Source organism: Micromonospora sp. NBC_01740, assembly GCF_035920365.1.
In the GTDB taxonomy this organism is placed as follows: Bacteria; Actinomycetota; Actinomycetes; order Mycobacteriales; family Micromonosporaceae; genus Micromonospora; species Micromonospora reichwaldensis.
Map to the genome: position 1 here is coordinate 2,455,209 of NZ_CP109150.1, position 13,226 is coordinate 2,468,434.

At 73.0% G+C, this 13,226-nt stretch carries 11 protein-coding genes; 3 read left to right on the forward strand and 8 right to left on the reverse strand.

Annotated elements, in window-relative coordinates; all coding sequences use genetic code 11:
* Positions 1 to 15 precede the first annotated feature (15 nt).
* Positions 16 to 1,386 (forward strand): cystathionine beta-synthase, encoded by a 1,371-nt coding sequence (locus OG989_RS11835; protein WP_132233468.1) that lies wholly within the window; start codon positions 16 to 18, stop codon positions 1,384 to 1,386.
* A gap of 94 nt (positions 1,387 to 1,480) precedes the next feature.
* Here the strand turns inward: OG989_RS11835 and OG989_RS11840 are convergent, their stop codons facing one another.
* The 8 genes from OG989_RS11840 to OG989_RS11875 all read right to left on the reverse strand — a co-directional run bounded on the left by OG989_RS11840 (position 1,481) and on the right by OG989_RS11875 (position 10,506).
* On the reverse strand, positions 1,481 to 1,990 hold the full coding sequence (locus OG989_RS11840) for a GNAT family N-acetyltransferase (RefSeq protein WP_151454231.1): 510 nt from the start codon (positions 1,988 to 1,990) through the stop codon (positions 1,481 to 1,483).
* Positions 1,987 to 2,916 carry a ribonuclease Z gene (locus OG989_RS11845; protein WP_151454230.1) on the reverse strand — a complete coding sequence of 310 codons (930 nt, stop codon included), beginning with the start codon at positions 2,914 to 2,916 and terminating at the stop codon, positions 1,987 to 1,989. The genes OG989_RS11840 and OG989_RS11845 overlap by 4 nt, the downstream gene beginning before the upstream one ends.
* A 348-nt stretch (positions 2,917 to 3,264) precedes the next feature.
* Positions 3,265 to 4,449, reverse strand: coding sequence for an osmoprotectant NAGGN system M42 family peptidase (locus OG989_RS11850; RefSeq protein ID WP_327030513.1), 1,185 nt, complete (start codon positions 4,447 to 4,449; stop codon positions 3,265 to 3,267).
* On the reverse strand, positions 4,446 to 6,260 hold the full coding sequence (ngg, locus tag OG989_RS11855) for an N-acetylglutaminylglutamine synthetase (protein WP_327030514.1): 1,815 nt from the start codon (positions 6,258 to 6,260) through the stop codon (positions 4,446 to 4,448). The genes OG989_RS11850 and ngg overlap by 4 nt, the downstream gene beginning before the upstream one ends.
* On the reverse strand, positions 6,257 to 8,047 hold the full coding sequence (locus OG989_RS11860) for an N-acetylglutaminylglutamine amidotransferase (RefSeq protein WP_327030515.1): 1,791 nt from the start codon (positions 8,045 to 8,047) through the stop codon (positions 6,257 to 6,259). Before OG989_RS11860 ends, ngg begins: the two co-directional genes overlap by 4 nt.
* Positions 8,048 to 8,379: 332 nt before the next feature.
* Positions 8,380 to 8,745 carry a YciI family protein gene (locus tag OG989_RS11865; protein WP_327030516.1) on the reverse strand — a complete coding sequence of 122 codons (366 nt, stop codon included), beginning with the start codon at positions 8,743 to 8,745 and terminating at the stop codon, positions 8,380 to 8,382.
* 141 nt (positions 8,746 to 8,886) lie between these two features.
* On the reverse strand, positions 8,887 to 9,558 hold the full coding sequence (gene msrA, locus OG989_RS11870; RefSeq protein WP_151454225.1) for a peptide-methionine (S)-S-oxide reductase MsrA: 672 nt from the start codon (positions 9,556 to 9,558) through the stop codon (positions 8,887 to 8,889).
* Positions 9,559 to 10,095: 537 nt separating this feature from the next.
* Positions 10,096 to 10,506: an HIT family protein gene (locus OG989_RS11875; RefSeq protein WP_327030517.1), complete on the reverse strand. Its 411-nt coding sequence runs from the start codon at positions 10,504 to 10,506 to the stop codon at positions 10,096 to 10,098.
* Positions 10,507 to 10,627: 121 nt separating this feature from the next.
* Here OG989_RS11875 and OG989_RS11880 point away from each other — a divergent pair, with 121 nt between their 5' ends.
* The gene (locus OG989_RS11880; protein ID WP_121396518.1) at positions 10,628 to 11,770 is read left to right on the forward strand and encodes a cystathionine gamma-synthase; all 1,143 of its coding nucleotides are present in this window, start codon (positions 10,628 to 10,630) and stop codon (positions 11,768 to 11,770) included.
* Between the two features lie 15 nt (positions 11,771 to 11,785).
* Complete coding sequence (locus OG989_RS11885) at positions 11,786 to 13,183, forward strand: amidase (protein WP_327030518.1); 1,398 nt, start codon at positions 11,786 to 11,788, stop codon at positions 13,181 to 13,183.
* Positions 13,184 to 13,226 lie beyond the last annotated feature (43 nt).

The following is a 13,226-nucleotide window of genomic DNA, read 5'->3' on the forward strand; positions in this document are numbered from 1 at the left end:
GAAGGGCACAACGAGGTGCGGTACTACGACAACGTCGTCGAGCTGATCGGCAACACCCCGCTGGTACGGCTGCGCAACGTCACGGCCGGGATCCAGGCCACCGTGCTGGCGAAGGTGGAGTACCTCAACCCGGGCGGCTCGGTGAAGGACCGGATCGCGCTGCGGATGGTGGAGGACGCGGAGAAGGCGGGCATCCTCCAGCCGGGCGGCACGATCGTCGAGCCGACCAGCGGAAACACCGGCGTCGGGCTGGCGCTGGTGGCGCAACTGCGGGGCTACAGGTGCGTCTTCGTCTGCCCCGACAAGGTCAGCCAGGACAAGCAGGACGTGCTGCGCGCGTACGGCGCGGAGGTGGTGGTCTGCCCGACCGCCGTCGCGCCGGAGGACCCGCGCTCCTACTACAACGTCTCCGACCGGCTGGCCCGGGAGATCCCCGGCGCGTGGAAGCCCAACCAGTACAGCAACCCGGCCAACCCGCGCTCGCACTACGAGACCACCGGCCCTGAGCTGTGGGAGCAGACCGGGGGCGAGCTCACCCACTTCGTGGCGGGCGTCGGCACCGGCGGCACCATCTCCGGCATCGGGCGCTACCTGAAGGAGGCGTCGGAGGGGCGGGTCAAGGTCGTCGGCGCCGACCCGGAGGGTTCCGTCTACTCCGGCGGCACCGGCCGGCCGTACCTGGTCGAGGGTGTCGGCGAGGACTTCTGGCCGGAGACGTACGACCGGGGTGTCGCCGACGAGATCATCGAGGTCTCCGACAAGGCGTCCTTCGAGATGACCCGGCGGTTGGCGCGCGAGGAGGGGCTGCTGGTCGGCGGCTCCTGCGGGATGGCCGTCGTGGCCGCCCTGGAGGTGGCCCGCAAGGCCGGCCCGGACGACGTGGTCGTGGTGCTGCTGCCGGACAGCGGCAAGGGCTACCTGTCCAAGATCTTCAACGACACCTGGATGGCCCGGTACGGCTTCCTGGACAACTCGGGCACCGAGCCGACGGTCGCCGACGCGCTCGCCGGCAAGCCGGGCGGCCTGCCCGAGCTGGTGCACGTGCACCCGACCGAGACGGTCCGCGACGCGATCGACTACATGCGCGAGTACGGCGTCTCGCAGCTCCCGGTACTCAAGGCCGAGCCCCCGGTGGTGACCGGCGAGGTGGCCGGCTCGATCGCCGAGAAGGACCTGCTCGACGCGCTCTTCACCGGCCAGGCGCACCTGCACGACACCATCGAGCGGCACATGGCCGAGCCGCTGCCGATGATCGGCGGCGGGCAGCCGGTGAGCGAGGCGGTCGGCCTCCTGGAGAAGTCCGACGCCGCCCTGGTGCTGGTCGACGGCAAGCCGAAGGGCGTCCTCACCCGGCAGGACCTGCTGGCCCACCTCGGCGCCCGCTGACCCGGACGACGTCCGCACGAGGGCCCTTCCCCGCCCGGGGAGGGGCCCTCGCCGTGCCTGCCGCGCCCGCGCCGGAGGGCAGGCACACCCTCGCTCAGAGCCCTCGGGCGTACCGGAGCTGGGACGTGACCGCCGGGCCGATGTGCTCGTCGCGTTCGGTGCCGGTGGGGGTCCAGCCGCCGCGCTCGTAGAAGCGCCGGGCGTGCGCGTTGTCCCGCAGCACCCAGAGGACCGCGCGGGACCAGCCGCGGGCGCGCATGGCGTCCAGGGCATCGACCATCAGGGTGCGCCCGGTGCCCCGGCCGCGTTCGGCGGGTTCGAGGTGGATGGCGTTGAGCAGGCCGGTCACCGGGTCGCCCTCGTCGTCCGGGCCGAGATAGCTGAAGCCGACCAGCCGGCCGGCGCGCTCGGCCACCGTCATCCGGTGCTCGTCCCGCTCCCACGTCCACCGCTCGGTCCAGTACGCGCCCATCGCCTCGGGCGTCGGGTCGGCCAGCGCCCGCGCCGGCAGGAAGGACGCGTAGGCGGCGACCCGGGAACGCTGGTGCAGCGCGCCCACCGCCATCAGGTCGTCGACGGTGGCGGGGCGCAGGGTGACCGTCACCCGGCCGAGGCTACCCGCCGGGGCGGAACCTGCACGGTCGTCAGGTCCTCGGCGATCACCAGGTCGCCGTCGAAGTGCGCGCGGGCCTCGTCGGCGAAGCGGGCCGGGTCGGCGTACCGCTGGGAGAAGTGGGTGAGCACGAGCCGGCGTACGCCCGACTCGGCCGCCACCCGCGCGGCCTGGCCCGCCGTGAGGTGCCCGACCTCGGCGGCCAGCGCGGCCTCCGAGTCGAGGAACGTCGACTCGATGACCAGCAGGTCGGCGTGCTCGGCGAGGGCGTACACCCCGTCGCAGAGGCCGGTGTCCATGACGAAGGCGAACCGCTGCCCGGGCCGGGGCACGCTCACCTCGTCGCGGGTGACGCGGCGCCCGTCGACGTCGAGGTGGCCGACGCGGATCAGCTCCCCGACCGCCGGCCCGGCGATGCCGTACGCGGCCAGCCGCTCCGGCAACATCCGGCAGCCGTCCGGCTCGACGAGCCGGTAGCCGTACGTCTCGATCGGGTGCCGCAGCCGGCGGGCCTCCAGCGTGCCGACGCCCAGCGTTATGCGCTGCCCGTCGGACTCGATGGGCTCGACGCGCAGCTCGGCGGTCTCGTGGAAGCTGGCGGCGTGCCGCAGCCGCGCGAAGTATTCCGCGCCGCCGGCCGGGAAGTGCACCGCCACCGGGTGCGGCACCCGGTCGAGGGAGAGCCGCTGGATGGTGCCGGGCAGGCCGAGGCAGTGGTCGCCGTGGAAGTGGGTGACGCAGATCCGGGTCAGGTCGGTGGCGGTGACCGTGGTGTGCAGGAGCTGCCGCTGGCTGCCCTCGCCCGGGTCGAAGAGGATCACCTCGCCGTCCCAGCGCAGCACGTACCCGTTGTGGTTGCGCTGCCGGGTGGGGGCCTGGCTGGCCGTCCCGAGCACCACCAGCTCGCGCATCGACACGGTGACCTCCGGCTGCGTCGGCCAACCGGCCTGCGGAAAGGGTCGACCCCCGGGGCTTCCGTGCTCGCGCACGGGCCGGCTGGACTGGGCCGGCACCCCGGGGGTCGGGTGGCTGTCGTGGTTTCGCCGCACCGCTGCCACACGGTCTCGACGATGGTGCTGTGTTGCCCGCCTCGCGGCGGACGGTTTCACTGTCGAGGACAGCGGCTAGCGGACAGCCACCTCACGAGTCCGATTGCTATACAAGTCTGGACCACCTCCTTTCCCGTGTACCGCCACGCTATCCAGCCCGCGCGCCGCCGGCAACGGATTTCGATCACACAGCGCCGGGGAATGGCGGGCCGGCGCTCAGGTGTTCTCGGCGATGCCGATCGGGCCCTCGCGGGGGCCCTCCTCGCTGGCCGGCTGCACGGCCAGCGACGGGAAGTCGGCCAGGTCGCCCTCCGGCTCGGCGTCCCACTCGGGGAAGACCAGGTCGCTCTGGAGGTAGAGGCAGAGCAGCTGGGTGAGCTGGCGCAGGCCCTCCAGGTGGGTGCGCTCGTGCCCGTGGGTGGCGTCCACGCCGAAGCCGAGCAGCGCCACCCGGGCGTGCGCGCCGGCCTCCACCGCCGCCGCCACGTCCGAGCGGTAGTACTCGAAGACGTCCCGGACCAGGTCCACCCCGTGCTCGGCGGCGATCGAGGCCAGGTTGCGGGTCAGGTGGTAGTCGAACGGGCCCACGCCGTCGCCCATGGCCAGCGTGGCCGCGTCCTCGCGGGACTGCTGGCCGGGCGCCACCACCGCGGCGTCCACGGAGACGATCTCCGCCACGTCGGGGTCGAGCCCGTGCGACGCCCCGTGCCCGATCTCCTCGGTCACGGTGACCAGCAGGTGCGCGGTGACCGCCGGGCGTACGCCGGCGTCGACCATCGCCTTGAGGGCGGTGAGGACCGCCGCCACGCCCGCCTTGTCGTCCAGGTGCCGGGACTTGACGTACCCGCTGGGGGTGATCGTCGGGTTCGGCAGGAACGCCACGAAGTCGCCCGCGTCGATGCCGAGGGCGCGCAGCCCGGCGATGTCCTCGACCGGCTCGTCGACCCGGACCTCGACGTGCTGCCAGCCGACGCCCTGGAGGTCCACGTCGTCGTTGTAGCGGTGGCCGCTGGCCTTGAGCGGCAGCACCTGGCCGGTGATCACCCGCTCCAGGTCGTCGGTGAAGATCCGCACGTGCGCGCCCTCGGCGAACCGGGCGCTGTGCGTACCGATCGTCTTCAGCTCCAGCCGGCCGTTCTCCTTCAGCCGCTTCACCATGCCGCCGATGGTGTCGGTGTGCACCACGATCGCCCGGTCGGCGCCCGTCGAGCGGGGGCCGGGCAGGCAGGCGCTCAGCGCGCCGCGGCGGGTCAGCGTGGAGGGGATGCCGAGCGCGGAGAGCCGCTCGCCGACGTACTGCTGCACGTGGTCCGTACGCCCCGACGGGCTCGGGATCTCCAGCAGCTCCATCAGCACCTGGCGCAGGTAGTCCAGGTCGATCTCCAGGGGCCTCGGGCTCACGCGGCACCTCCCGGGCCGGCCGGGGTCCAGAGCCGCTGCGGCGCCCGGGTGCCGGGGAAGAGCAGGTCCACGAAGCGCTCGGCGGTCGGCTGCGGCTCGTGGTTGGCCAGGCCGGGCCGCTCGTTGGCCTCGATGAACACGTGCTCCGGGTGGTCCGGGGCGCCGACCAGCAGGTCCAGCCCGGTGACCGGGATGTCCAGCGCCCGGCTGGCCGCCACACACGCCTCGGCGATCGCGGGGTGCAGCTCGGCGGTGACGTCGTGGATGGTGCCGCCGGTGTGCAGGTTCGCGGTCCAGCGTACGGCCAGCACCTGCCCCTCGGGCAGCACGTCGTGCAGCTCGTGGCCGGCCTCGGCGAGCACGTCGCGGGTCATGTCGTCGAGCGGGATGCGGGACTCGCCACCGGTGGCGGCGGCCCGACGGCGGCTCTGCCGCTCGATCAGCTCGGCGATGTCGTGCACCCCGTCGCCGGTGATCGAGGCGGGGCGCCGGACGGCGGCGGCCACCACCTCGTGGTCGATGACGACGACGCGCAGGTCCTCGCCGGCGCGCATCTCCTCGATCAGCACGTCGGGGCAGAACCGGGCGGCCAACTCGACGGCGGCGGCCAGCGCCTCGGGAGTGCGTACGCCCACCGTGATGCCGTTGCCCTGCTCGCCGCGCGCCGGCTTCACCACCACCCGGCCGACCTCGGCGAGGAAGGCGACGTCGTCCTCGCCGCCGGTGGCGGTCCGGCCGCGCGGCACGGAGAGCCCCGCCTCGGTGAGGATCCGGCGGGTGACCCGCTTGTCGTCGCAGCGGCTCATCGCCACCGCCGAGGTCAGCTCCGACAGCGACTCGCGGGTCAGCACGGTCCGCCCGCCGCTGCTCAGCCGCAGCTCACCCCAGGCGGGGTCGGTGACCTCCACCCGGATGCCGCGCCGCATCGCCTCGTCGGCGACGATCCTGGCGTACGGGTTGAGCTGGTCGTACCCCTCGGGCATGGCGGGCAGGAAGAGCCGCTCGTTGATCGGGTTCTTCCGCTTCACGCAGAGCGTCGCCGTGCGGTAGAAGCCGAGCCGCTCGTAGAGCCGGATCGCCCCGCCGTTCTCGGCGAGCACGGACAGGTCCACGTACGCCCGGCCCCGCTCGACCAGCCGGGCGGCCAGCGCGGTGATCAGCGCCTGGCCGGTGCCCGGCGGCGCGGTGTTGAAGTCGACGGTGAGGCACCACAGGCTGGCGCCGTTCTCCGGGTCGTCGAAGACCGCGACGTGGTCGACGCCGGTGATGGTGCCGACGATCTCGCCGGTGGCGTCCTCGGCGACCAGGTGCAGGAACCGGTCGGTGCGCGCGTTGGCGACGAGCACGTCGACCCCGGCGGTGACCATGCCGTTGCGGGCGTAGATCCGGTTGACCGCGTCCGCGTCGGCGGCGTCGGCCAGCGGGCGGATGGTCAGCCCCGGCACGTCGCCGTCGCCGGTCGGACGGTCACCGTCGAGCGGCAGCCGGTAGGTCAGCGACGGGTCGATGAACAGCTCGTCGGGCAGCCGGGACACCAGCACGTGCGGGTCGCGCAGGTAGATGCAGATGTCCCGGGAACCGGCGGCCTCGGAGCGCAGCACGGCGGCGACGGCGGCCTGGTCGACGAAGGTCTGCCCGAAGACGAGCCGCCCCCAGCCGCAGTCCAGCACCACGTCGGTGTCGCCCTCCCGGGTCGGCGGCTCCGCCGGCTCCGGCGCCATCGGGTCGCCGCCGGGGCCCACCCGCTCCCGTCGTCGGCTGTTGCGCGACCGGTCGGTCCGGGCCGCGCCGGTCGCCAGGGTGTCGGTCACGGTGAGTCGATTCCGTGGCTCTGGAGCCACATTTCCAGGAGTCCGAGTTGCCACAGCTTGTTTCCGTTCAACGGGGTCAGTTCGGCGTTCGGGTCGGCGAGCAGGGCGTCGACGTAGTCGGCGCGGAACAGGTCGCGGCGGCGGGCCTCGGGCGCGGAGAGCGCGTCGCGTACCCGGTCGAGGAGCTTGCCCTCCAGGTGGGTGAGGCCGGGTACGGGGAAGTAGCCCTTCGGCCGGTCGATGACCTCGTGCGGCAGCACCCGGCGGCCGATCTCCTTGAGCACGCCCTTGCCGCCCTGCGCCAGCTTCAGCTCCGGCGGGCAGCTCGCGGCGAGCTCGACGAACTCGTGGTCGAGAAACGGCACGCGGGCCTCCAGCCCGTGCGCCATCGTCATGTTGTCCACCCGCTTGACGGGGTCGTCGGTCAGCATGACCTGGGTGTCGATCCGCAGGCCGGCGTCGACGGCGGTCTCCGCCCCGGCGCGGCCGAGGTGCGCGGCCACGAACTCCCGCGCCGGGTCGCCGTCGGTCAGCCAGGCCGGGTTCAGCACCCGGGCCAGCCCGGCCGCGTCCCGGTCGAAGAAGGCCCCGGCGTACGTGTCGAGCGCCCGGTCCCGGCCGACCCGGGCGAGCGGCGGGTACCAGTGGTAGCCGCCGAGGATCTCGTCCGCGCCCTGGCCGGACTGGACGACCTTGACGTGCTGCGACACCACCTCGCTGAGCAGGTAGAACGCCACGCAGTCGTGGCTGACCATCGGCTCGGACATCGCGGCGACGGCCGCCTCCAGCGGCGGCACCAGGTCGGCGGCGGCCACCCGGATCTGGTGGTGGTCGGTGTCGAACGTCTTCGCGACGAGGTCGGAGTAGCGGAACTCGTCGCCCTCCCGGCCGCCGACCGCGTCGAAGCCGATCGAGAAGGTGGACAGCCCGCGCTGGCCCTCGCCGGCGAGCAGGGCGACCACCAGGCTGGAGTCCAGCCCGCCGGAGAGCAGCACGCCGACCGGCACGTCGGCGACCATCCGCCGCCGTACGGCCGTGGTCAGCGACTCCAGCAGGGCGTCCTGCCAGTCCTTCTCGGACCAGCCGGCCCGCTCGGCGGAGCGGGTGAAGGCCGGGTCCCAGTAGACCCGCTCGGAGGTGCGGCCGTCCGCCTCGTAGACCCGTACGGTCGCCGGGGGCAGCTTGGTGACGCCGCGCAGGATGGTGCGCGGCGGCGGCACGATGCTGTGGAAGCTCAGGTAGTGCGCGAGCGCGACCGGGTCGATGCCGGTGTCGATGCCGCCCCCGGCCAGCAGCGCGGGCAGGGTGCTGGCGAAGCGGACCGCGCCGGGCGTCTCGGCCAGGTAGAGCGGCTTGATGCCGAGCCGGTCCCGGGCCAGCACCAGCCGGCCGGTGTCCCGCTCGCTGATCGCCACGGCGAACATGCCGATCAGGTGGTCGACGAAGTCGAGCCCCCACTCGGCGTACGCCTTGAGCACGACCTCGCTGTCGCCGGAGGAGAAGAACCGGTGGCCCTTGGCCTGGAGTTCCTCGCGCAGCTCGCGGTAGTTGTAGATGCACCCGTTGAAGACGCCGGTCAGTCCCGCACCGGGGTCGACCAGCGGTTGCCCGCTCGCGGCGGAGAGGTCGATGATCTTCAGGCGGCGGTGTCCGAGGGCCGTCGGGCCCTGGGCCCAGACGCCGCTGTCGTCGGGCCCCCGGTCGCTCATCGTGGCCGCCATGCGCTCCACCGCTGCCACGTCGGCGCGTGAGCCGTCACGGCGGAACTCTCCCGCAAGTCCGCACATGCCAGGCAATGCTGCCAGAGGGCTACGAGGATTGCCCGTTGAGCTGATAACAGTTTCTTGAAGTTTTGCTACACTGCACGATTCCGTCACAGCACGTGTCGGCTCCGGTGGCGGACCGCGTCAGGAGTGGCGGATGGGGCGGTTTCCGCCCGGCGGCGGATGTGATCGATTGCTCAGTCTCGGAAGCGCCGAGGCCGGCGCGACAGGTGCCGCGCCGGCCTCCGTGACGGTGCCGGTGGTCCCGCCCCGAGCGGGGTTCAGCCCGAGGTGCGGGCGACGCCGACCGGGCAGCTCAGCCCGTTCGGGCCGTGGTCGCCGTGTCGACTCCCCACTCACTCGTCACCGGGTTGCGGGATGTGGCCGAACCGTCGGACCTCCTGGGGCCAGCCGCATGCTTCCGCGAGCCTGCCGGCCCACATCCGGGCCGTTTCCACGTCGGCCACGTCCACCACGGTCAGCCCGCCCAGCCACTCCTTGGTCTCGACGTAGGGCCCGTCGGTGAACACCAATGAGCCGCTCGTGGCGTCGGCACTGAAGACGGGGGTGTCCCCTTCCTCCAGGCCCCCGGCGAACACGTACGCCCCGGCCGCCTTCATCTCGTCCACGACCGCCATGGCGAGTGGCCCGCGCGCGCGGAACCACTCCTCAGTGTGGTCACCCACCCACTGCTGGTTGAAGTAGATGAGGTACTCGGCCATGTCTGCTCCCTAGTCTCGGGCGGACCTTTGTCTGCCACCATCTCCGCTACGAACGGCGTCGAGCGGATACGACACCTCAGGCAGGAAATTTCCACCTCGATGTCGGCGGGGGAGCGGTGGCGACCGGCTCTGTCCAGGAGACTAGTGCAGGTCGGACGGCACCCGGGCGACGCCGACCGGGCAGCTCAGCCCGTTCGGGCCGTGGTTGCAATAACCGTTCGGGTTCTTCGTGGGCGCCAAATACTGCTGGTGCATGTCCTCGGCGAAGTAGTACTCGCCGAGCCGGTCGATCTCGGTGGTGATCTCGCCCTTGCCGGCCCGCGCCACGATCGGTGCGAACGCGTCCCGGGACGCCTGGGCGGTGGCGAGCTGCTCGTCCGTGGTCACGTAGATCGTCGACCGGTACTGGGTGCCCACGTCGTTGCCCTGGCGCATGCCCTGGGTCGGATCGTGGTTCTCCCAGAAGACCTTCAGCAGGTCCTCGTAGCTGATCGTGGCGGGGTCGTAGACCACCTGGACCACCTCGGCGTGCCCCGTCATCCCCGAGCACACCTCCTCGTACGTCGGGTTCGGCGTGATGCCGCCCGCGTAGCCGGCGGACGTGGTGATCACACCCGGCAGCGTCCAGAACAGCCGCTCGGCGCCCCAGAAACAGCCCATGCCGAACACGGCCACCTGGGCGCCTTCCGGGAAGGGACCCTTGAGCGGGGTGCCCAGCACCTCGTGCCGGTCCGCGATCGGCATTGCGATCAGGCGACCCGGCAGGGCCTGGTCGGAGGTGGGCAGTTCGGCCTTCATGCGGCGCAGGAACACGGTGGGACTCCTCTCGTAACTCTCCCAGCGTGCAACACCGCCGGATCCGCCTTCCTTACCCGCTCCACCCACACTCAGGCGACCGCCGCCCACGAGAAGGTCACAGCCGTCCCCCGGGTAGCGGTGGCGCGCTCGGGCCGGTCACGCCTGCCACTCGCTCCGTCACTCCTGGTGACATGGCCCGCTGGCCGCGCCTCCCTCGCCTCACCCGCTTTGCTCTGCATCCCTATCTGCAACAGTCACGCTGGGTGGTGACTGGTGCTGTCGCGGCGGCGCGGGCGTTTCGTGTCGTGGCAGGTCAGTGGCCTGGTGTGGATATGGCTGCAGAGCAAAGGGCGCGAGATGGCACCCGGAGCGCCCCGCGCGCCCGTCGCAGAGCGTGACGCATGGTCATCGTTACCGTATGTGACGAAGGGTGTCGAGAGGTGCGCGTCAGGGGAGTCCTGCCGCCCGCCACGCCTGCCCCGCTTCGCGTGGGCTGTCGCGTTCGCCCCGGTTCTCCGCCCGCTCCGCCCGCCTCCGGGCGGCTGGGGCGCGTCAGAGGGCTGCGGTGATGCGGGCGGCGTAGGTCTCGGCCTCGGCGTCGTCGGCGTAGCGGGTGCGCGGCCAGAAGAAGCCGCGCAGGCCGTCGCCCTTCGTGCGCGGCACGACGTGCGTGTGCAGGTGCGGGACGGACTGGGAGACCTTGTTGTTCATCGCCACGAACGTCCCGCCGGCCTCCGTGCCGGTCTCCACGGCGACCGCGAGCCGCCGCACCAGGCCGAAGTAGCCGGCCAGCGCCTCGGCGGGCAGGTCGGCCAGGGCGATCAGGTGCGTGCGCGGCACCACCAGCACGTGCCCCTTGAAGACCGGCCGGGTGTCCAGGAACGCCACCCCGTCGGGCTCGTCGGCGACCCGGAAGGCGGGAGTCTCGCCGGCCACGATCCCGCAGAACACGCACCCGCTCATCCGTCCAGGCTATGCCGGCCGCCCGGATGGGAGACGTCCCCGCGCCGGCCCGCCGCCGTGGGCGCGGACCCGACAGCACCGTTCCGTTCCAGCCTTCGGGACGGGGGATTAGCCTCACGGGATGAGTCACGGCTTCGACACGCTCGCCATCCACGCCGGCCAGGACCCCGAGGCCCGCACCGGCGCGGTGATCCCACCGATCTACCAGACCAGCACCTACGCCCAGGACGCCGTCGGCGCGCCCCGGCTGGGCTACGAGTACAGCCGCTCCGGCAACCCGACCCGCGACGCCCTCCAGGAGTGCCTCGCCGCGCTGGAGGGCGGCCCGGTCGGGCTCGCCTTCGCCAGCGGCCTGGCCGCCGAGGACACCCTGCTGCGTACCGTCTGCAAGCCGGGCGACCACGTGGTGATCCCCGACGACGCGTACGGCGGCACGTACCGGCTCTTCGCCCGGGTGGCCGAGCGCTGGGGGCTGGACTTCACCCCGGCGAAGGTCTCCGACCCCGACGCGATCCGGGCCGCCGTCGAGCCGGGCCGGACCCGGATCGTCTGGGTGGAGACGCCCACCAACCCGCTGCTCGGCATCGCCGACATCGCCGCGCTGGCCGGCGTCGCGCACGACGCGGGCGCCCTGCTGGTCGTCGACAACACGTTCGCCTCGCCGTACCTCCAGCAGCCGATCGCGCACGGCGCGGACGTGGTGGTGCACTCGACCACCAAGTACATCGGCGGCCACTCCGACGTGGTCGGTGGCGCGCTGGTCGCGGCCGACGCCGGGCTCGGCGAGGAACTGCGCTACCACCAGAACGCGATGGGCGCGATCAACGGGCCCTTCGACGCGTGGCTGACCCTGCGCGGCATCAAGACCCTGGGCGTACGCATGGACCGGCACTGCGACAACGCCGAGCGGATCGCGGCCTATCTGGACGGGCACGCCAAGGTCGGTCAGGTGATCTACCCGGGGCTGCCCGCGCACCCGGGCCACGAGGTGGCCGCGAAGCAGATGCGCCGCTTCGGCGGCATGATCTCGTTCCGGGCCGCCGGCGGCGAGGAGCACGCCGTCGAGATCTGCAACCGGACGAAGCTCTTCATCCTCGCCGAGTCGCTCGGCGGCGTGGAATCCCTGATCGAGCACCCGGGCCGGATGACACACGCAAGTGCTGCCGGCTCGCCGCTTGAAGTTCCCGGCGATCTCGTGCGACTGTCTGTCGGCATCGAAACGGTCGACGACCTGCTCGCCGATCTGGAGCAGGCGCTGGGCTGACCGCTGGCTGGGAGGGTGGCCGTGCAGGACATCATGCCGACCTGGGTGGGGGCGACCGCCAAGCAGATCGCCCGGGGCGTACGCCGGGGCGACGTCACGGCCACCCAGGTCGTCGCCGACCACCTGGACCACATCGCCCGGGTCGACGCCGACCTCGCCGCGTTCCGCACGGTACGCGGCGGGGAGGCGATCACCGAGGCGGAGAAGGTCGACGAGCAGGAGGACCTGGCCAACCTCCCGCTGGCCGGGGTGCCGGTGGCGGTCAAGGAGAACACCGCCGTCGCCGGGCTGCCCACCTGGAACGGGTCGGCGGCGGTGCGTACGCCGGTGGCCGAGGCCGACCACGAGGTGGTCCGGCGGCTGCGCGGTGCCGGCGCAGTGATCCTCGGGGTGACCCGGATGCCGGAGCTCGGCCTCTGGGGCCTCACCGACGACGAGACGGCCGTGACCCGCAACCCCTGGGACACCCGGCGTACCCCCGGGGGCTCGTCCGGCGGCGCGGCCGCGGCCGTGGCCGCCGGCCTGGTGCCGATCGCCCACGGCAACGACGGGCTCGGCTCGATCCGCATCCCGGCGGCCTGCTGCGGCCTGGTCGGGCTCAAACCGGGCCGGGGCGTGGTCCCGTGCCAGCTCGGCGCGGACGACTGGTTCGGGCTGACCGAGCACGGCATGCTGACCAGCACGGTCGCCGACGCGGCCGTCGGCTTCTCGGTGCTGGCCGGCCGCCGCCCGGACAAGCTGGTGCCGCCGCAGCGGCTGCGGGTGGGCGTCTCGCTCCGCTCGCCCGTGCGGGGCGTGCACGCCGACGCGCCCAACCGGGACGCGGTCGCCGCCGCCGGGCGGCTGCTCGCGGGCGCGGGCCACGACACCGTGCCGGCCGATCCGGTCTACCCGACGGCCCTGGGCCTGCAGGGCATCGCCACGTGGTTCGCCGCGGCGGCGGCCGACGTCCGCGCCGCTGGGCTGGACCGGCGCGGCCTCCAGCGGCGCAGCCGCCGGCACGTCGCCCTCGGCGAGTGGGCGCAGCGGCGCGGGTACGTCCGGGAGGCCGACCGGGCCGCCTGGCGTGAGCGGTCGATCGGCTTCTTCGCCGACCACTCGATCGACCTGCTGCTCACGCCGGCCCTGGCGACCGTGCCACCGGAGGCCGACGGCTGGTCCGGCCGGTCCTGGCGGGCCAACATGCTGACCAGCATCCGGTACGCCCCGTTCGCCGCGCCGTGGAACATCGCCGGCCTGCCTGCGCTGGTGGTGCCGGTCGGCCGCCGCCCGGACGGGCTGCCGGTCGCCGTGCAGCTGATCGGCCCGCCCGGCAGCGAGCTGCTGCTGCTCGGCATCGCCGGCCAGTTCGAGATGCAGGCACCCTGGTCCCGGCACGCCCCCGGCTACCCGCGGATCCCCGCCCCCGTCTGAGGGGTGGCGTGCCGCGCGTCGGCGCGGGTGGCGGGTGGCACGA